The sequence below is a fragment of the Streptomyces sp. G5(2025) genome (assembly GCF_049542075.1).
In the GTDB taxonomy this organism is placed as follows: Bacteria; Actinomycetota; Actinomycetes; order Streptomycetales; family Streptomycetaceae; genus Streptomyces.
The window spans coordinates 85,421-102,389 of the sequence record NZ_JBMUZT010000002.1 but is presented as its reverse complement, the minus strand read 5'-3'; the positions used below and the strand labels follow the sequence as shown (position 1 = coordinate 102,389).

Annotated in this window: 19 protein-coding genes and 1 pseudogene; 16 read left to right on the top strand and 4 right to left on the bottom strand. The window is 70.6% G+C overall.

Annotated features, from left to right (window positions below):
- Positions 1-41 precede the first annotated feature (41 nt).
- The 5 genes from ACOBQB_RS00850 to ACOBQB_RS00830 all read left to right on the top strand — a co-directional run bounded on the left by ACOBQB_RS00850 (position 42) and on the right by ACOBQB_RS00830 (position 4,044).
- Positions 42-494 carry a hypothetical protein gene (locus tag ACOBQB_RS00850; protein ID WP_423587963.1) on the top strand — a complete coding sequence of 151 codons (453 nt, stop codon included), beginning with the start codon at positions 42-44 and terminating at the stop codon, positions 492-494.
- 128 nt (positions 495-622) lie between these two features.
- Entirely contained in the window at positions 623-1,381 is a 759-nt protein-coding gene (locus tag ACOBQB_RS00845; RefSeq protein ID WP_423590307.1) for a hypothetical protein, read from the top strand.
- A 26-nt stretch (positions 1,382-1,407) separates the two neighbouring features.
- Positions 1,408-2,001, top strand: coding sequence for a hypothetical protein (locus ACOBQB_RS00840; RefSeq protein WP_423587962.1), 594 nt, complete (start codon positions 1,408-1,410; stop codon positions 1,999-2,001).
- A 26-nt stretch (positions 2,002-2,027) separates the two neighbouring features.
- Entirely contained in the window at positions 2,028-2,768 is a 741-nt protein-coding gene (locus ACOBQB_RS00835) for a hypothetical protein (protein WP_423587961.1), read from the top strand.
- 46 nt (positions 2,769-2,814) lie between these two features.
- Entirely contained in the window at positions 2,815-4,044 is a 1,230-nt protein-coding gene (locus tag ACOBQB_RS00830; protein ID WP_423587960.1) for a lytic transglycosylase domain-containing protein, read from the top strand.
- Between the two features lie 110 nt (positions 4,045-4,154).
- Here ACOBQB_RS00830 and ACOBQB_RS00825 read toward each other — a convergent pair whose 3' ends face one another.
- Positions 4,155-4,850: a L,D-transpeptidase family protein gene (locus ACOBQB_RS00825; RefSeq protein WP_423587959.1), complete on the bottom strand. Its 696-nt coding sequence runs from the start codon at positions 4,848-4,850 to the stop codon at positions 4,155-4,157.
- Positions 4,851-6,002: 1,152 nt separating this feature from the next.
- On the opposite strand from ACOBQB_RS00825, the gene ACOBQB_RS00820 reads away from it, so the two are divergent.
- Positions 6,003-6,506, top strand: coding sequence for a flavin reductase family protein (locus ACOBQB_RS00820; protein WP_423590305.1), 504 nt, complete (start codon positions 6,003-6,005; stop codon positions 6,504-6,506).
- A gap of 21 nt (positions 6,507-6,527) precedes the next feature.
- On the opposite strand, the gene ACOBQB_RS00815 is transcribed toward ACOBQB_RS00820, so the two are convergent.
- On the bottom strand, positions 6,528-7,454 hold the full coding sequence (locus tag ACOBQB_RS00815; protein ID WP_423587958.1) for a hypothetical protein: 927 nt from the start codon (positions 7,452-7,454) through the stop codon (positions 6,528-6,530).
- Positions 7,455-7,918: 464 nt separating this feature from the next.
- Here ACOBQB_RS00815 and ACOBQB_RS00810 point away from each other — a divergent pair, with 464 nt between their 5' ends.
- Positions 7,919-8,434: a hypothetical protein gene (locus ACOBQB_RS00810; protein ID WP_423587957.1), complete on the top strand. Its 516-nt coding sequence runs from the start codon at positions 7,919-7,921 to the stop codon at positions 8,432-8,434.
- 70 nt (positions 8,435-8,504) lie between these two features.
- Here the strand turns inward: ACOBQB_RS00810 and ACOBQB_RS00805 are convergent, their stop codons facing one another.
- A complete protein-coding gene (locus tag ACOBQB_RS00805) occupies positions 8,505-9,137 on the bottom strand; it encodes a winged helix-turn-helix transcriptional regulator (RefSeq protein WP_423587956.1) in 633 nt (210 codons plus the stop codon).
- A gap of 46 nt (positions 9,138-9,183) precedes the next feature.
- Here ACOBQB_RS00805 and ACOBQB_RS00800 point away from each other — a divergent pair, with 46 nt between their 5' ends.
- The 9 genes and pseudogenes from ACOBQB_RS00800 to ACOBQB_RS00760 all read left to right on the top strand — a co-directional run.
- Entirely contained in the window at positions 9,184-9,885 is a 702-nt protein-coding gene (locus ACOBQB_RS00800) for an SDR family oxidoreductase (protein WP_423587955.1), read from the top strand.
- A gap of 55 nt (positions 9,886-9,940) precedes the next feature.
- The gene (locus ACOBQB_RS00795) at positions 9,941-10,366 is read left to right on the top strand and encodes a tautomerase family protein (RefSeq protein ID WP_423587954.1); all 426 of its coding nucleotides are present in this window, start codon (positions 9,941-9,943) and stop codon (positions 10,364-10,366) included.
- Positions 10,367-10,734: 368 nt separating this feature from the next.
- On the top strand, positions 10,735-11,511 hold the full coding sequence (locus tag ACOBQB_RS00790) for an NAD-dependent epimerase/dehydratase family protein (protein WP_423587953.1): 777 nt from the start codon (positions 10,735-10,737) through the stop codon (positions 11,509-11,511).
- 321 nt (positions 11,512-11,832) lie between these two features.
- On the top strand, positions 11,833-12,282 hold the full coding sequence (locus ACOBQB_RS00785; protein WP_423587952.1) for an SRPBCC family protein: 450 nt from the start codon (positions 11,833-11,835) through the stop codon (positions 12,280-12,282).
- Between the two features lie 507 nt (positions 12,283-12,789).
- The gene (locus ACOBQB_RS00780; RefSeq protein ID WP_423587951.1) at positions 12,790-13,437 is read left to right on the top strand and encodes a hypothetical protein; all 648 of its coding nucleotides are present in this window, start codon (positions 12,790-12,792) and stop codon (positions 13,435-13,437) included.
- A gap of 741 nt (positions 13,438-14,178) precedes the next feature.
- A complete protein-coding gene (locus ACOBQB_RS00775; RefSeq protein ID WP_423587950.1) occupies positions 14,179-14,769 on the top strand; it encodes a hypothetical protein in 591 nt (196 codons plus the stop codon).
- A gap of 133 nt (positions 14,770-14,902) precedes the next feature.
- Positions 14,903-15,673, top strand: coding sequence for an AzlC family ABC transporter permease (locus tag ACOBQB_RS00770; RefSeq protein ID WP_423587949.1), 771 nt, complete (start codon positions 14,903-14,905; stop codon positions 15,671-15,673).
- Positions 15,670-15,984 (top strand): AzlD domain-containing protein, encoded by a 315-nt coding sequence (locus ACOBQB_RS00765; protein ID WP_423587948.1) that lies wholly within the window; start codon positions 15,670-15,672, stop codon positions 15,982-15,984. The genes ACOBQB_RS00770 and ACOBQB_RS00765 overlap by 4 nt, the downstream gene beginning before the upstream one ends.
- Positions 15,939-16,103 (top strand): annotated as a pseudogene (locus tag ACOBQB_RS00760) (hypothetical protein); the annotation flags it as partial. The gene ACOBQB_RS00765 and the pseudogene ACOBQB_RS00760, both read left to right, overlap by 46 nt.
- A gap of 365 nt (positions 16,104-16,468) precedes the next feature.
- On the opposite strand, the gene ACOBQB_RS00755 reads toward ACOBQB_RS00760, so the two are convergent.
- Positions 16,469-16,771 carry a hypothetical protein gene (locus tag ACOBQB_RS00755; RefSeq protein ID WP_423590509.1) on the bottom strand — a complete coding sequence of 101 codons (303 nt, stop codon included), beginning with the start codon at positions 16,769-16,771 and terminating at the stop codon, positions 16,469-16,471.
- Positions 16,772-16,969: the final 198 nt, after the last annotated feature.

Here is a 16,969-nt window from a genome sequence, read left to right as displayed (position 1 = left end):
GGGCGGGGCTGGCACTGGCGCTGGCGTTCTGCGGCACCGGGGTGTGGACGTACGCGCAGGCGCGGGGCGACGACTCGCTCGCGTACGGCCGTGAACGCGACGAGGCGCTGAGCGACGGCCGTGAGCGGCTCGCCGTCCTGAACACCCTCGACGCCTCGTCCCGGCAGCGGGCGCGGGCGGGCATCCAGGACTGGCGTGCCGCCTCGACCGGTCCGCTCCGGGCGGAACTGGGTGACACCGCCCCCAGGAAGGGGGCTTCGGCACGGGGCACGGTCACCGAGGCCGCGCTCACCGCCCTCGACCCACGCGCGGGCACGGCCAAACTCGTCGCCACCGTCCGCGTCGAGGTCACGCCCACCGGAACGAAGCCGCCGACCACGGACCGCAAGCGACTGGAGGCGGTCCTTGCCCGCACGGGCGAGGGCGAGTGGAAGGTCAAGGCACTGAGTGCGGTACCGCTCGCACGGACGGCGAAGGAGGACGAAAGCCGATGACACGGCTGCCGCGTCTCGGACGATCCCGGACCTCGCCCGCCCCGGACGACGCGACGAAGGCCGGGCGGCCCGCCGGATGGGGTGGGGGTGGCCCGGGCGGCGGTGCCGGTCGCGGTTCCGGTACCGACCTGGGGTCCGTCGTCGCGAACCGGTCCGGCACCGAGTCCGGAGCCGACGCGCACCCGGTCACCGACGGCGGACCGAGTACGGACGCGCAGTCCGGCACCGGGGCTGAGCCCCGCACCAGTACCAGTACCAAGCCCGGTGCCGAGTCCCGCCTCAGTACCGAGAACGCCCGTCCCGACCCCCGTACCGAGAACCAGTCCGCCACCGACGCGCACGCCGGATCCGGTCAACGGGCCCCGGACGAAGAACCGGCAAGGCCCCGCCGGAGCGTCCGGCGCCTCGTCCCCGCCATATGCGCCGCGCTGCTCGTCCTCGCCGGGTCCGGGTTCTTCTACGGCGCCCATCAGCTGAGGTCCACCCCGTCCGCCGGGAATCACGCGCTGACCGACGCCGAGGCGACCACGCGCGTCGCCGGTGACATCGGCAACGCCCTCGCCCGCGTGTTCTCGTACGCGCCGGACGGTCTGGAGACCACCGAGCGTGCGGCGCGGTCCGTCCTCGCGGGGCGGGCGGAACGCCAGTACACGGAACTGATGGGCAGGGTCCGTGCGGACCTCGCCGCGCAGCGCGTCACGCTCAGCACGCAGGCCGTACGTACCGGAGTGATCGAACTCGACGGCGACGCCGCACGGTTGCTGGTCTTCCTCGACCAGATCTCGCACCGCGGAAAGGCCGGAACCACCGCCGCGGCGGCCCAGCTCGCGGTGACCGCGCGACGGGAGAACGACCAGTGGCGCATCGTCGACATCAGGACCCGCTGAACGGGCGCGGGGAAAGGGGAACACAGATGGAACGCGGGATACGCGGCCCGGCCCGGCCCGGGCCGCTCGGGGCACTGCCGGTCACGGCGATCGCCCTCGTACTCACCCTGGTCGCGGGCGGTTTCGCCGCGTGGGAGGGCTGGGGCTGGTACGACGCGGCCCACGAGGGCAGCGCGGGTTACGCCGAGCAGCGCGACGCGGCCCTCGCCGCCGGTGAGCAGGCGGTCCAGAACCTCAATACCCTCGACCACCGCAGCCTCGACCGCGGCCTGGACCTGTGGGAGTCCTCCACCACCGGTGAGCTGCACGAGCAACTTGCCTCCGGGCGGAGCGAGTTCGCCACCCAGGTGAAGGCCGCGAAGACCGTGACCACGGCCAAGGTGCTCTCCGGCGCGCTCACCGAACTCGACGACCGGGCCGGCCGGGCCCGGGTGCTGGTCGCCCTGCGGGTGACGGTGAGGGCCCCCGGGGACAAGCGCACCGACAGGAGTGCCGGCAAGCGCGCCGACAAGCGCACCGACAAGGACACCCGCATGCTCGGCGAACTGACCCGCACCGACGGCCACTGGAAACTCAGCGCCCTGGGCCAGGCCCCGGTGGGCGGCACACCGGCCGGCTGACCGGCCGCAGGAGAGGACGACACGCGATGCCGACGACCCGCCACCACCTGAACAACCAACGCCGCCGCCAGGCCCGCGAAGCCCTCCACGCCCCGGTGACGACCGACACCTCCGGGTCCCGTGAGACCCCGCGTATCCCACCGTCCACCAGCGCCCCCCAGGCACGGGGGACCCTGCGTACCGCGGTCACCGCCAACCTCGCCAAACGGCGCGGCGAACCGCGGGATCAGCTCCCACCCGCACCCCGCCGCCGCACACTCGTGGCGCTCTGCCTGCTGACCCTCGTCCTCGGCGGCTTCGCCGGCTGGGCGCACGCCCGCACGGAGGCTCTCCGCGACACCCCGGCCGCACGCAACACCGCCCTCTCCGACACCGCCCGCACCAGCGAGATCAAGGGCCAGTCGACCAAGGCCGTCGCCGGACTCTTCTCGTACGACCACGCCGACCCCCGCGCCCTCGACAGAGCCGCGCGGCAATGGCTGACGGGACGCGCCGTCGCCCAGCACCGGGACCTGCTCGGCGACCTCCGTACGCGGGCGGACAAGCAGAAGGCGGTGATCACCACCACGGTCACCGACAGCGCGGTCGAGCGCATCGACGGGGACCGGGCCCGCGTCCTGGTCTACGCCGATCAGAGCAGCGTCAGCACGGCAGGCGGCAAGAAGGCCGAGGACGACGGCACCTACGCCGGGGCGATGTTCGCCGTCGACGTCCAGCGGCGCGACGGCCGTTGGCTCGTCTCGGGCATCGACACCTTCAGCCGCTGAACCGCGCACGCACCTCACCACCAGGCCACCAGGGAGTTGACAGGTCATGCCCGAACACCGTGCCCGACGCCTGCCCGTCCGGACCCGGCGGGGTCTGCGGGCCACCGCCATCGCCGTGACCGCGGTGGCGGCGCTCACCGCCTCCCAGGCCCCCGGACTCCCGCAGAAGGCGAGCGCCCGTCCGGCCGCCGACGACCGAAGAGCTCCGGCCGCGGCCCTCCCGTACGCCGAACCAGCCCCGCCCGACGACGGTTCGTACCACACCGAACTCCCGCCGCTCGTCACCCCGGACGCCCCGCCACGCACCGAGCGGATCGCCCGGGAGCGTGCCGCGTCCGCGTCCGGCATCCCGAGAACGGTGCTGCGCGCCTACCGCTCCGCGGAGCGCTCCGTCGGCCGGACGGACCCCGGCTGCGCGCTGCCCTGGGAACTGCTCGCCGCCATCGGCAAAGTGGAGTCCGGGCAGGCGCGCGGCGGCGCGGTCGACCGGCACGGGACCACGCTCGGCCGGATCACGGGTCCTGCGCTCGACGGCCGGAACTTCGCGCTGATCCTGGACAGCGACGGCGGCGTCCATGACGGCGACACGGTGTACGACCGGGCGGTGGGGCCGATGCAGTTCCTGCCGTCGACGTGGGCGCGGTGGGCCGCGGACGGCAACGGGGACGGCCGCCGCGACCCCGACAACATCTTCGACGCGGCCCTGGCCGCCGGGCACTACCTGTGCGCCGGAGACCGCGACCTGAGCCAGGCCGCCGATCTCGACCGGGCCGTCCTCAGCTACAACCACTCCCGCGCTTACCTCGAATTGGTCCGCTCCTGGCTGGACTTCTACCGCGGGGGCGTGCGCGCCTTGCCCGACGGCAAGGGCGTCATTCCGCGGTCTCCCGGAGCCGGCGGCGACACTGCGGCGACGAGGCCGGCCGACAAGAGCGGCAGCAGGGGCACCGGCGGCACGGGCGATGACGGCGACGACGACATCATCATCGGTCCCGACCCCAGGCCCACCCCGTCCCCGTCTCCCTCGCACCCGGCGCCGTCCTCGCCGTCACCCCGGCCCTCCCCGTCCCCGACGGAGCCGGGCCCCTCCCCATCACCGAAGCCCTCCCCGTCCGACTCCCAGCCACCGACTCCCTCACCCACGCCGACCCCCGACCCGTCGACCCCGCGGGACTGCCCGGCCGTCCCGCGGAACTGCCCACCCGGCTCGGCGAGCCCCTCACCGGTCACGGGCGCGTCGCCAACCGCCGACGCGTCGGCTGCTCCCGTGCTGTAGGCGGTAGGGGACCGCCGCCTTCGCAGGCTTCGATGCCGCGCTATCCGCTACGGCACATCCGCCACGGCGCGCCCGCTACGGCTCGACGGCGGCGGTCCGACTGCCGTGGATCAGGTGCCCGGTTTGCGGCCGTAGACGAAGACGTCGTCGCCCTTGCGCAGCGTGTTCCAATACTTCACGGCGTCCTTCTTCGTCATGTTGACGCAGCCATGGGAGCCCGGCGGGGACCAGACGCTGATGCCGACCGAGTGGAAGGCCTGGCCGCCGTCGAAGAATTGGCTGTACGGCATCGGTACGTCGTACAGGCTCGATACGTGGTCGATGTCCCGCCAGTAGACCTTCTTGAGGCCCGTGCGGGTCTCGTGGCCGTTGCGGCCGGTGCGCACCGGGACCGGTCCGTACTTGAGGTTCTTGCCGTCCTGGATCCAGCTGAGCTGGAGCGTCAGGTCGACACAGGCGATGCGCCCCTTGTCGGTCGGGCACTTGCCCGCCTTGTTGGGGTTGTCGCCCACCGCCTTCTGCTGGTTCATGAGGGTCATGACGCCCCAGGTGACGCTGCCCGCGTACCCGGCATTCGGGGTGATCTTGTGCTTGGTCTGGAAGGCCTTGATGGCCTTGCAGTCGGCCGCCGACTGCCTGCCGTCCACGGGACGGCCGAGGAACTTCTCGACCTGCTTCTGATACGGCCCGGTCTGTGTCGAGCACGAGGCGGCTTGCGCGCTGCCGGTGCCGAACGCCACCGTGAGTGGGGCCACCAGCACGGTGATCCCCAGGGCCACGGCCCCTCGTCTGCGGATATCCCCCACTGCTGCCTGCCCCTCTTCGTCATTCGTCCACGGGTCGGCTCTCACCTGTTAGACACCGCATACCCGGGGTTCGTTGCAGGACGCATTGAGACAGGTGCGTAACGGTAACGGCGGGCGATCTCTTGCCGGGCGACCGCCTCGGGATCGGGGACTCCACCGCCCGGCCGCGCCATGGGCGGCATCCGAAGGCGAAGTGCCACGTCACCACGGTTCCTCGGCATGACGACCAGGAGCCAACCCGGGCTGGAAGGGCCCGTACGCGCTGGTCCGCAGCCCTGGCCATCGCTCCCGGACGCCGAGGACGGCGGTCGGCCCCGTGATGGGCCGGGCCGCGACTTCGGCGTCGGGAGCACCGTGGACGCGTCGACCGTCATCACCGGTAGTGGCTGGATGATCGCCACGCCCCCGTACACAGCCCCGGAACAGCGGCACGGGGGAGCCGGTCGCCGCCCACTGCGGTCGGCGGCGTCCGCCACCACTCCCGCCTCTGTACGCGCTGGGATGCGCGCTGTACGCCCTGCTCACCGGCGCCCCACCGTTCGGCGCCGACGGTGCGCCACTGGTGATGATGAGGCGGCGTGTGGAGGAGGCTCCGCGGAGCGTGCGCGAGATCCGCCCGAAGGTGCTACCGGTGCTCGACGCGCTGCGCTACGGCTGCCGGCGAAGGATGCGCGGGAGCGGCCGGATTCGGCGGACGAGGTGGCCCGCCCGCTGTGGTCCGCCGCCGGCAGGCCGGACCGGCTTGCCCCGGCGAAAGCCGGCACAGGCGCGGACGGTAACCAGTAGTGCTTCGTCAGGTTCTTCGTCTGCTGGTCGGCAGGGTTGGCCGCAGGTGGTGCGGGTGCCGGTCCAGCACCTGAGCAGGATCAGCCGCGCCACCCGGACCGGGCCGATGTGGGCCGCGATCCAGGCCAGGTCCGAAGCCCGGCCGTCGTCGCTCACGGGATGGCGGTCCCCGCCCCGAACCGCCGCAGCAGGCTCTCGGCGGCTCGGTACGCATCACTACGTCCGTCCGGGGCAACCGTGTTCCACCACCGCTTCCCGGAGGCGAGTGTCGCGAGTGTCAGGCGGGGCATGCCGGACGGACGCTGCGATCGTAGGTGGCCGACAGCCCGACAGCGGGCACACAGAAACAACGCTGGGCAGGTGGACATGGACGACGAGGGCATCACCGCCTTCACCGCGCGCGCGGATCCCGCCGTGTACGTGGTCACGGCCGCGGCCGACGGACGGCGAGCCGGCTGCCTGGTCGGCTTCGCGAGCCAGTGCTCGCTGAACCCCGTGCGCTTCGCCGTGTGGCTCTCCAAGGCCAACCACACCTACCGCCTCGCCCAGGCGGCAAACACCCTGACGGTCCACCTGTTGCCGCGAAACCGGCACGACATCGCCGCACGCTTCGGCTCCGACTGCAGTGCCGAGACCGACAAGTTCGACGGCTTGGCGTGGCACGAAGGTCCGGAGGGAGCCCTCGTCCTGACCGATGCCCTCGCGTGGTTCACCGGGCGCATCCACGACCGGTACGACGGCGGCGATCACGTCGCCTTCGTCCTCGACCCGATCACCGCCCACACCGAAGCGACCGCGGCCGGTCCCGGTGGCCGAGTCGTACTCACGCTGCACGACGCGGGCGACATCGAAGCGGGCCACCCGGCCTGACGCCCGCCTGGAGCCGCTGCCTCAGAAACCCTCCTTGTGGCCGTTCGCGATGATGAGCTGCTCCGCGTTCTCACGAGCGCGGGTGGCCTTCGTATTGCTTTCGTCGTGGAACAACCGGAGGTACTGGATGAGGACGCTCACACATGCGTCTCGCTCGTCGTACTCCGCGTCCTCGACCAGGTGGTAATCCTTCGTGATCTCCCGCAGCTGCCCGTCGGGCGTGGTGTACACCGGGTGCCAGACCAGCTTCACGCCCGGGTTGAGCTGCTGGACCACTCGTAGCTGCGGAATCTCCTGCGAGATGAGGACGCTTTCCGGAGCGTAGGCCCGCATGAAGATGTGCACGGGGCCGGTCGCGCGGGCCACGAAGGCCTTGGACAGGACGTTCCACATGGGCGTCTTCAGCGACCAGTCCGGGTGCAGCCGCAGGACGTTGAGGACGCCGCCGATCCGGGTCCGCTCCAGTGGTGTGTGGCCTTTGCCGTACGCGTAGTCGCTGGTCTCCAGGCCGCCCGACCACAGGGCCATGGTGGGTGTCCTGATCTCCAGGTGCTCGCTCATGAGTTTGACGAATTCCTGATACCAGGTGTTGGACGCCCGGAGGTCGCGCTGCTCCTGGCGGACGTTCGTGCTCGCCATGGCCTTGTCGTTCAGGGCGCCCTGTGAGTCGACCCCGCCGAGCAGCAGTTGCCAGGCGTCATCGGCCTGGGACTGCGGGATGCCGGCGGCTCGCGTCAGCTCCTGGTAGGGCCCCCACTCGGGATGCTCGGTGGCTCGGGTGGCGTATTGCTGGGTCAAGGGGTCCGGTTGGCGCTGGAGCCAGCGCGTCACCGCCGCGTTTCCGGCGCGCTGCTGCAGGGCGGCCACCCCCGTGAGGCGCGCCGCGCCCTGCCCCGCAACGGTGGGCGCCGTGGCCTGCCGGCCCCCGGCCCTGTGTGTCTCGCGCACGCTCATCCCGTCCTTCCGGTCGCTGCGGCCGAGCGTAGACGTGGCCGGGGCGCCCGGGCCAGGTACGCCAGGGCAGAGCGGAGGGCACACTCAGCCTGCGTCCAGCGAACGGAGAGCCGTGCTTGCCGTTGCGGTGCGGCGGGTGCCGGGGGAGGGGGAGGGGAAGGGCGCGCAGAGTAGTTCCCCACTCGCGGCCGTCCGCGCTCTGCCGGTCGCCTGGGACGACGTACTGGACCGCTTCGACGCGCGCGATGTCCGTTCCGGTGAGCAGGAACGCACCCGCACTCGCCGCACACCCACGTCGAGTTGGTCCCCGGCTGGACACCTCACCCCGCGTTGACGGCCGCGCCGCCCCTCACTCTGGAACGCGATGAACGCGATAGGTACCCCTCGTCGGCATGTGTCCCCCAGCGATGCGCGAAGCCCACCACGGCGGAAGGGCGTTCTCACGGGGGAGACGAGGCGTGGGACGACGAGCCCTGACCGCCCTGGGCGCGGTCATGACGAGCACGCCGGGCAGGCTGACGGGCTGCGGGGAAGAGTACGACCCCGGGTTCGTCCTCGACGACGTCGGCTGGGCGCGGACCCATGGCTACGGCAGTGACATCGACCGGAAAACGAAGGTCGTACGGCGCAACGACCCGAACCGCCGGTATGCGCAAGGCCTGCCTCCAGCGCGTCTCACCCGGCACCGGCCCGCTCTCAACGGCGAAGCGCAGAGCGGGAACTCCCCGTCGATCACTGCGCACCGCCGACATCTGGACGTTCGCCCTCCTCGCCCTCCTCGTCCTCACCGGCGGCCCACCGTTCCTCGGGGCGGCCCCGGCCGCGCGCCGGAGCGCGGTGCTGCGCTACGCGAGCGGCGCGAGATGTGCGGCTGTTTCGACTACGAGGACGACTGGTTCGGCGGCGTGGTCACCTGCGACTGGGCGAAGGGCACCGCCCCGAAGCCGTTCTTCAACAACGGCTACAACGGCTAGGTCGCTACCTTCCCAGGCGACGAAGGTCTGCGCGCCCGCACCCACGAGTGGGTGCCCGACTGCTGACCGCTCACACCGCGGCGCCGCCTCCAGGCCACCTCCGCCGAGGGCGCCGCCCGTACCTGCCCTCCGTCGTGACGGTCGACCGGCACCGGTTCATTGGGGAGGCCCCCTGGTCGCGCCGCCACGCCCGGTTCAGGCGGATCTCGATGTGGTCGGACGTCGTCTCCGGCGTCGGGTCGGCGCTGACGCGGACCCTGACGGGGCGGCCGGTGTCGGTCTCCACGAACAACAAGGGCGGGCAGCCGTCCTGCAAGTGTTTGTCGCCCCACTGCATCAGGGACATGAACACGGGCAGCAAGTCCTCGCCTGCCGCGGTCAGCCGGTACTCATCGCGGGCCCTTCTGCCAGGTTCCCGGTAGGGGGTCCGCACGACGATCCCCGCGGCTTCCAGCTGTTTGAGGGCTCGTGACACCGCGGGCGCGGAGGTTCCGATACGGGTCACGAAGTCCTCGAACCTCGTGACGCCGTAAAAGGATTCGCGGACGACCAGGAACACCGTCTTGGTGCTCAGCAGGTCCAGCACGCGCTCCGCCGAACACCCGTCGCCGATCGACCAGGCGTCCCGGTCACACAACCGCTCCTCGAACTTCATCGCCACCCGGACATTGTAACTAACGCTTGCGTTACCCAACAGGATCATGATTCTGTCTAGCTAACGACAACGTTACTTAGGTGGGGAGAGCGCAATGGTTGCGGTAGCGGGCAGGGTGGCCGTGGTGACGGGTGGCCGACGCGGACTCGGCGCGGCGCTCGTCGACGAACTGCTGGCGCGCGGCGCCCGGAAGGTGTACTCCACCGCGCGCTCGGCGCACGTCGATGACCGTCCGGAGGTGGTCACCGCCGAGCTGGAGGTCTGCTCGGCGGAGTCGGTCGCCGCCCTCGCGAAGGTCGCCGACGACGCCGAGATCGTGTTCAACAACGCCGGTGCCCTGCGGCCGGCCCCGCTGCTGACCGGCGACTTGGAGGACGCCGTCGAGACGTTCGACGTCAACGTCTTCGGGCCGCTGCGGATGGTGCGGGAGTTCGCGCCGATCCTGGCCTCCAGCGGCGGCGGCGCGTTCGTGAACATGCACTCCATGCTGTCCTGGCTGGCGGGCAGCGGCGCCTATGGGGCATCGAAAGCCGCGGCGTGGTCGGTCACGAACTCGTTCCGACTCGAACTGGCACCTCAGAACACCGAGGTCGTCGGTGTGCACGCGGGATTCATCGACACCGACATGGTCTCCGCCATCGACCGGCCGAAGGCCGCGCCCGCGCAGATCGCCGCGCGCATCGTCGACGGCCTTGAGGCCGGAGTCGCGGAAGTGCTCGCCGACGAGGTCACCGCCACGGTGAAAGCGGCGCTTTCCGGCCCGGTGGAGCAGCTGACGTTCTCAGCCGCGGGCTGACCGCCGACCCCATCACCCAGGAACACCCACATCACCCGAGGAGTACCGAACCGCCATGCCACTGTGGACCATCCACCACACGCCCGGGATCTTCACCGGCGACGACAAGAACCAGCTCGCTTCCCACATCACCGACCACTACGAAAAGGTCGGGCTGCCCCGGTTCTATGTGGTCACCCTGTTCCAGGAAACCCGGCCCGAAGACTTCTACGTCGGCGGGGAACCCGCCCCCGCCGGGATCCGCATCGCCATCGACCACATCGCCCGGCGCAACCCCGACCAGGAGACCCGCCGCCGGACCGCCCAGTGGATCAGGGGGATGCTGCAGCCCCACATCGAACGGCACACAGGGCTGCACTGGGAGTTCCACGTCGACGAAACCAGCAGGGACCTCTGGATGATCAACGGAATCGTGCCGCCCCCGGAGGGCTCGGACGCCGAGAAGAACTGGGCGCAGCAGAACGCGACGTCGCCCTACTGAGCCGCCGCCGAGCCCGTCGCCGAGCCTGCGGGCCGGCTCATCCGCTGTGGTGGTTGCGTGACCAGCCGGTAGACCTGCCCGCGCGAGAGCCCGATGCCGCGTTCACTCACAGCCCATCTCCTTGATCACCTGCCATGTCTTGTGTCCGCAGAGGCCGTACGCGGATAGCTCCGTGTGGCCGTTGAGCGGGGCGACTGCCGCGGCCGGTTTCGCTTTGGTGGTGAGGGGCGGTGTCGCGATTGCCGAAGGGCCGCAGTGAGGCAGACCACAACCTGCCCTTGCTCCGAGTTGCCTGTTGAAGGCTCGCGGAGGTCAGGATGTCGGTGGGGTGCGGCAGAGTGGTCGTCATGGGAACGAGACTTGAGACTGTGGCGATCACGGGTGCGGCTGGGCGAATCGGATCGGTGGTGCGGGCGGGCTTGCGTGATGAGGTAGCGCGGTTGGTACTCATCGATCGTGCTGAGCTCACAGCGCAGACGCCGACGGAGGACGTTCACCAGCTGGATCTGCGTGATGCCGAAGCGGTGACAGCGGCCCTGAAGGGCGTGGACGCGGTGGTGCATCTGGGCGGGATCCCTGATGAGGCGCCATTGCCGGATCTCCTGGACGGGAATGTCCGAGGGACGCACAACGTGCTGGAGGGCGCGCGTCGGCAGGGAGTGCGGCGGGTCGTGCTGGCCAGCAGCAATCGTGTGAGCGGCTTCTATCCGGTCGCGGAGACCGTGACACCCGAGATGCCCGCGCGTCCGGACGGCCTTTATGGGGTCAGCAAGGTCGCAGTGGAAGCGCTCGGGCGCCTGTATGCGGACAAGTTCGGCCTGTCGGTGGTGTGCCTGCGGATCGGGAGCTTTGAGGACGCGCCGAGCGAGCGACGGCATCTGTCCACGTGGTTGAGCGCTCGCGACGGCTTCGGTTTCGTCCGGGCGGCTCTCACCGCTCCGGACGTGCGCTTCGAGACTGTCTATGCGGTCTCCGCCAACACCCGCCGTTTCTGGGATACCGATGCCGGGGCGAATGTGGGATACGTACCCGTGGACGATGCCGAAGCCTTCGCTTCGTGTCTTCCGGCGGGCCAAGATCCGGCCGAGAGCGATCCGCAGGGCGGCGAGTATGCCAGCGCGGAATACACCCTCCGACACATGTGAAGGCCGGCTCGGCTGCACGCATTGCGCCGCCTGCGCTCAACAGGGGCAGCACGATACGGCCGACATCCGCACACCGGTAGAGCCCGTGGAGAACCCTCCCGCCCGCGGGCTCGCGGATTCGTTTCCCCAGTACGACTGACCCACCCAGGACGGTGACGGCCCGACCATTGCACGCCCAACTCCCTTACGGGGGAGCGCTATCACCACTGCTGCCGCTCGCCACCGAAGCGCGCACCGGCTACACCCCGCGCGAGCTTCAGGCGCTGGGTGGATGACGACCGCGACGACTGCACCACTCGCGCCGAAGTCTAGGATGGCCCGGTGCCGCACTTCGAAATCGTGACAGCCGTCACCGCGCCGCAGGACCGGGTGTTCGAGGCATGCCTTGACGTGGAGGCGCACACGCAGTCCATGGCCGATTCATCGGAGCGGGCGGTCGGCGGCAGGACCCGAGGCGGCCTCTCACTCGGCGACACGGTGACCTTCCAAGCCCGCCACTTCGGCCTGACCTGGCGCCTCACCGCCCGCATTACGTCGTATGACCCGCCCCGGTGCTTCGTGGACGAGCAGGATGCCGGTCCTTTCAAGCGATGGCATCACAGCCACCACTTCGAGCCGGACGGCACCGGCGGCACCGTCATGAGGGACGTCATCGAATTCGCCTCGCCGTTCGGACTTCTCGGACGTGTCGCCGACCGCGCAGTCCTGAGCTGGTACATGCCCCGCCTCATCAGAACCCGCAACGCCTATCTCGCCAGCGTCTTGCGCTGAGCCCAGCTTGACGATCACCATGCCTTCGGGAGTGGTGTCTCAGGTCCGGGCAGCCACCAAAGGGGCTGGTTTCCCCAGTCGGCGCGGCCGCCCAACTCCAGTGACCAGTCCTTCGAGAACGTGGACACGGCCTCCCGGCCGGTGCCCAGCTCGAAGCGGTGCACAACGGCTGTGGGCGCCCCACCGGCGCTCAGCAACCTACGGCTTGGGAACCGTGCAGGCCACGGTCACCTTGGACGCGCCGCAGCGTGCGAATCGAGTGTGCGAATCCAGGGAAGTCCACCCAGTACGGGGCCTGGTCCAGCAGCCGGTACTTGCCCGAGAAGCCTGCGCTGAACACTCCACCCATTGAAGTGGAGTTGACCCAGCCGTACATAGCCGAGCGCCACACTTCTCCTTCCACGTCGGAGCAGCCATGCGGACATCGCCATACAGCGGCGCCATCATCGCGTTCTGCAAGAATCAGCCCCGCAGTAAGCGTCCCAACCGGGTAGGTCAATGACATCCATGCACGACGAACTCGCGGAGCGGCAGGCGAACATCACCCGTCTGCTGCTCCACCATGTCCATGCGCCTGTCACCGGCACACACTTCATGCGGGGTGTCCTCCCCACCTCTGCGCCCTCTGCGGTCATTCGCGTTGTGGTGGGTGACGCGGACGCTTACACGCCGGATGAGTTGATCGCCTACGAGATCCCTCTGCAATGGGGCGAGGAACCGGCCACGGCGCAGGACATTACGGCGGTTCTCCGTACCCTCGTCACTGGTACACATATCTACTCGAGTGATCACATCAGCCAGGTGATGGGCATGCTCCTCGTCCGTGCGGACCCCTCAGCCCTGGACGTACCGGGTCCCACCACGGACGACCGCGCTCTCGTAACCCTGCGCTGTTTCGCTCAGCCGTGCACGGAGGAGAAGCCGAACCCTCTTCTGTGCGGATTCTGCTTTCTGGCCAGGGACCGACTGCGTCTTTACCTCGACGCCGATAACACCTCCAAAGCCCCCGGGTTCATCGCCGTCGACGTGCGTCCGTCACATGCCACTACTGCCTTGCTTGCATCCCTGCCATCGCTGCTCGATGAGGAGCAGTACTGGACAAACGCTGACTCCGATCCGCACTGCACCCGCGTCGTGGACCTCACCGACTGGTAACCCGGAGATCACCACTGATGGCGGGATCGCCGGCGACGAGCCGCCGTACACCCAGGAGTCCGGCGTTCTGGCCGAGGCTCGACGCTCCCCGGGCGGGAGCAGCCCGACGTCCCGGGCCGGGCCCTGATATCAGAGTGAACAGCACCTCATCCGTGCTCCGGGGAGACACTGCATGATCAGCGAGATCGGTGCGCTCTTCAGGTTGAACGGATCAACCACCCATGGGACGGGGCGTCGGTGCGGCCGCCGGTTCTTCGAGCTGGGAGGGCGTCCAGGCCCGGTTCCGGTCGGTTGAGGAACGCGGGCCGGGCAGAGCAGGTAGGTGGCCTAGGCCTGTCCGACATCCGCCCCCATCACCTGGCCGAGGCCCAGGCCATCGCACCGGTGGTCTGCCTCCAGAACATGTACGGCATCGGCACACCACCCGAGCAAGAGAAACGCCTGCGCCTCTCACCCGCTGCGCCTCCTCGGCATCGAGCACAGGTGATCAGGTCGTGCGGCCACGGCACACTCCAGAAGACTCTGCGCCGATCCGAGCAGCCCCTACCCGGTCTGCCCCGCCTACCCGGCCTACCCGGGTAGACCACCCGGAACGCGGCGATCCGTCCGCGTTCCCCGACCTTGGCGCAAACCGCGAGGCAGGCGCACCGCAGCCGCCGACGTGCCCCTTCTCCGGCGGACGGGACGGCCCTACCCTCTGGCGTTGACACGACTGACCGAGCCTCAGTTAAGGCGGGCCTCATGACCGTCATCCCGCACGGAAGCGCCTCCTCGCGGTCCCCCTGGGACTTCGCCGCGGCGCGGACCATCGTCCTGCCCGCCGGACCGCGCGACCGGCTGGTCGAAGACGCCCGCCGCAAGGTGACCGGGCGCCACCTGCCCGGGGAGCCCCCGCAGCGCCGGGCGTTCGGCCTGCTCGCCGGCGCCTGGCCGGAACCCCGGACCTTGAGCGTGACCGCCGTCTATCCGCTGGCCCACAGCGTCCGCACCGACCCGGCCTACGCCGACACCGTCGACGAGATCTACCGCGAGCACGCCCGCCCCACCGCCACGCCCCAGGAGCAGCGCGGCTGGGTGGCCCACCCCGGCGATGTCCTGAAGGCCGAGGAACACGCCGACGCGCACGGGTGGATCCTCTTCGGCAACTACCACACGCACCGGATCGCCTGGCCCGAAGACCCCGTGCGCGACTCCTGCACCGCCTTCGACACGGCCCTGGCGCGCGGCAGCGGCATGTGGGTCCTCATCGTCTCCATGGTCGATCCCGCTGCGCCGCGGATCCGCGCCTTCTACGAGGGCGACCCGGCCCGGGAGGCCGTCGTCGCGGCGTGACGCTTCCGGGGCGCGTCCTCTGCGCGTTGGACCGAACGGGTGGCGGGCCCCGAAGCCCACCTGGCCGGGCGTGCGGCCTCCCTATGGTGGGACACGACCGTCCCTCCCCTTCCTGGAGGCCGTTGTGCGCGTCGTGCGGATCCTCCCCCTGCGTCCGGCCCGTGCCGCCCGGGCGCGGGCGCCGGGCAGAGGGCCGTTCCTCCAGGGTGCGGGGCACGCGCTGGGGGCCGCGGTCGGCTATCTGCCCGTCGCCGTCGCCTTCGGCGCCATCGCCACCCGCGCAGGCCTGCCCCTCTGGCTGTCGGTCCTGACGTCCGCGTGGGTGTACGCGGGCGCGGCGCAGATGGCCGGGCTGCAGGCGCTGACCGTCGGACTGCACCCCCTCCTCGCGGCGGCGAGCATACTGGTCGTCAACCTGCGGCACGTGCCGATGAGTCTGGCGGCAGGCCCGCTCCTGCGCCGGGCCCGCCCCGCGGGCCGGCTGGCGCTGGCCCACACTCTCACCGACGAGTCGTTCGCGCTGGACCTCGGCCGGCCCGACCGGCCCACCGGCTTCCACCACGGTGTGCACGCCGCCTGCTGGACGGCGTGGGTTGCCGGTACGGCGGCCGGGGCGGCGCTGGGGCCGGTCGTCCCGGAAAGCGGCACCGCGTTCGCGCTGCCGGCGCTGTTCGTCGCCCTCGCGGTGGACGCACTCCGGCCGGTGCCCGGGTGGGCGCGGGCCTGGGTGCCGGCCGCGGCGGTCGCGCTGGTCCTCGCCTGCCGTCCGGCGGGCGCCTTGGCCCAACTCGCGGCGATGGCCGCGGTGACGGCGCTGCTGACGGCGACGGCCGGCCACCGGGCCACCGCGCAGCCCGCGAACGGCGGACGAGACACCGCCGCCGGGGGCGGTGAGGCGGCGTGAACACGACCGCGGTGCTGCTGGCCGTCGCCGTCACGGGCGTCGGCACGCTGCTGATGCGGCTCGCGGGTGCGACGGACCTCGGCCACCGCCTCTCGGACGCCCCATGGATGCGGCACGTGCCCCTGGCGGTGTTGCTGGTGCTGGCGGTATCCGCCGTGACGGGAGATGGGACGACGGCCCCGCCCCCGCCGACCGTCCTGGCCACCACCGTGGTGGCCGCGGCGGCGGCCCGGCGCGCGCCCCTGCTGGTAAGCGTGGTGGCGGGGTGCGTGGTGTACGCGGTGGTACGGGAGTGGTGGCCACGCTGGTGAAGCAGGGGCCGGGTGGCCGCTGTTCTCCGCCCCGGCCGCCTCCCTTTCACCGTTTCCTGCGGGACCGCTGCCAGCCCACCGTGGTGACAGGCCTGCGACAAGACGATCGGGCCGTCCAAGAGGAGATCTTCGGCCCCGTCATTACCGTCCAGCCGTCGAGCGTTGACGAACGACGCCCTCCGACTCGCCAACGGTGGGCGGTGTGGACCGGCCTCCTCGGATTGGACGCGAGACCACCGGCGTGCAATCACCACGGCCCGCAACATCGACGCGGGTTGCGTAGGGATCAAGCAGCCCCCGCCCGGTGGTCCGGTGCGGGGGCTGCGGCAACGGGGTTATCCGGAGCAAGGCATCCGGTGTCCCTCCGGGCATGCGGACCGGAGTCGGCACGCCCCTGCGGAGCCATCGGCAAGGAACGGCCCGGCACCGATCACCGTTTCAGTGGGACACGGTTCAGCACCGGCGTCAGTGCCACCAGGGGTGATCAGACGAACTCGATGGACACGCTCTCCACATTGCCCCAGCTGCAGTACGCGTTGGTCCGGGTCGGGCCGGTCACGATGCTGCTCTGCCCGGATCCCCCCAGGGTGCAGTCGACGAGGACACGCCACTTGTAGCTCCCGGGGGTGGTGCACTTGCCCCACCCGTTGGTGAGGTTCTTGCCCTTGGTGCACGAGGCCGCCAGAGAGGCTCCGTCGTGAGAGGCGGCCTGCGCGGGCGCCGACACACCGCCCAGCGCCAGTGCCGCTCCAATTCCCAGTCCTGCCGCAGCCGCACGAAAACGCATAGATGCTCCTTCGGTTCGTTGGGGTGAGGGTCGCCATGGCCGACAACACGCCAGCGGCGTGTTCTCCGCTTCACGGCTTGTCGTGACACCGCATCAGCCCGCTGTGTTGAAAGCGGTTCATCGACGCAACGGACTCTGCTGTGGCGGCCGTTCGGCCAGCCAGACGTCACACAGTCTGCTGACCATCGACAGGCAGAA

Bases quoted from the DNA above. Each gene is read 5' to 3' on its own strand.
- ACOBQB_RS00795 (WP_423587954.1), top strand. From the start codon at position 9,941: ATGCCACTGTGGACCATCCACCACACGCCCGGGATCTTCACCGGCGAC.
- ACOBQB_RS00835 (WP_423587961.1), top strand. From the start codon at position 2,028: ATGCCGACGACCCGCCACCACCTGAACAACCAACGCCGCCGCCAGGCC.
- ACOBQB_RS00840 (WP_423587962.1), top strand. From the start codon at position 1,408: ATGGAACGCGGGATACGCGGCCCGGCCCGGCCCGGGCCGCTCGGGGCA.
- ACOBQB_RS00805 (WP_423587956.1), bottom strand. From the start codon at position 9,137: ATGATCCTGTTGGGTAACGCAAGCGTTAGTTACAATGTCCGGGTGGCG.
- ACOBQB_RS00775 (WP_423587950.1), top strand. From the start codon at position 14,179: ATGACCGTCATCCCGCACGGAAGCGCCTCCTCGCGGTCCCCCTGGGAC.
- ACOBQB_RS00820 (WP_423590305.1), top strand. From the start codon at position 6,003: ATGGACGACGAGGGCATCACCGCCTTCACCGCGCGCGCGGATCCCGCC.
- ACOBQB_RS00830 (WP_423587960.1), top strand. From the start codon at position 2,815: ATGCCCGAACACCGTGCCCGACGCCTGCCCGTCCGGACCCGGCGGGGT.
- ACOBQB_RS00780 (WP_423587951.1), top strand. From the start codon at position 12,790: ATGCACGACGAACTCGCGGAGCGGCAGGCGAACATCACCCGTCTGCTG.
- ACOBQB_RS00800 (WP_423587955.1), top strand. From the start codon at position 9,184: ATGGTTGCGGTAGCGGGCAGGGTGGCCGTGGTGACGGGTGGCCGACGC.
- ACOBQB_RS00755 (WP_423590509.1), bottom strand. From the start codon at position 16,771: ATGCGTTTTCGTGCGGCTGCGGCAGGACTGGGAATTGGAGCGGCACTG.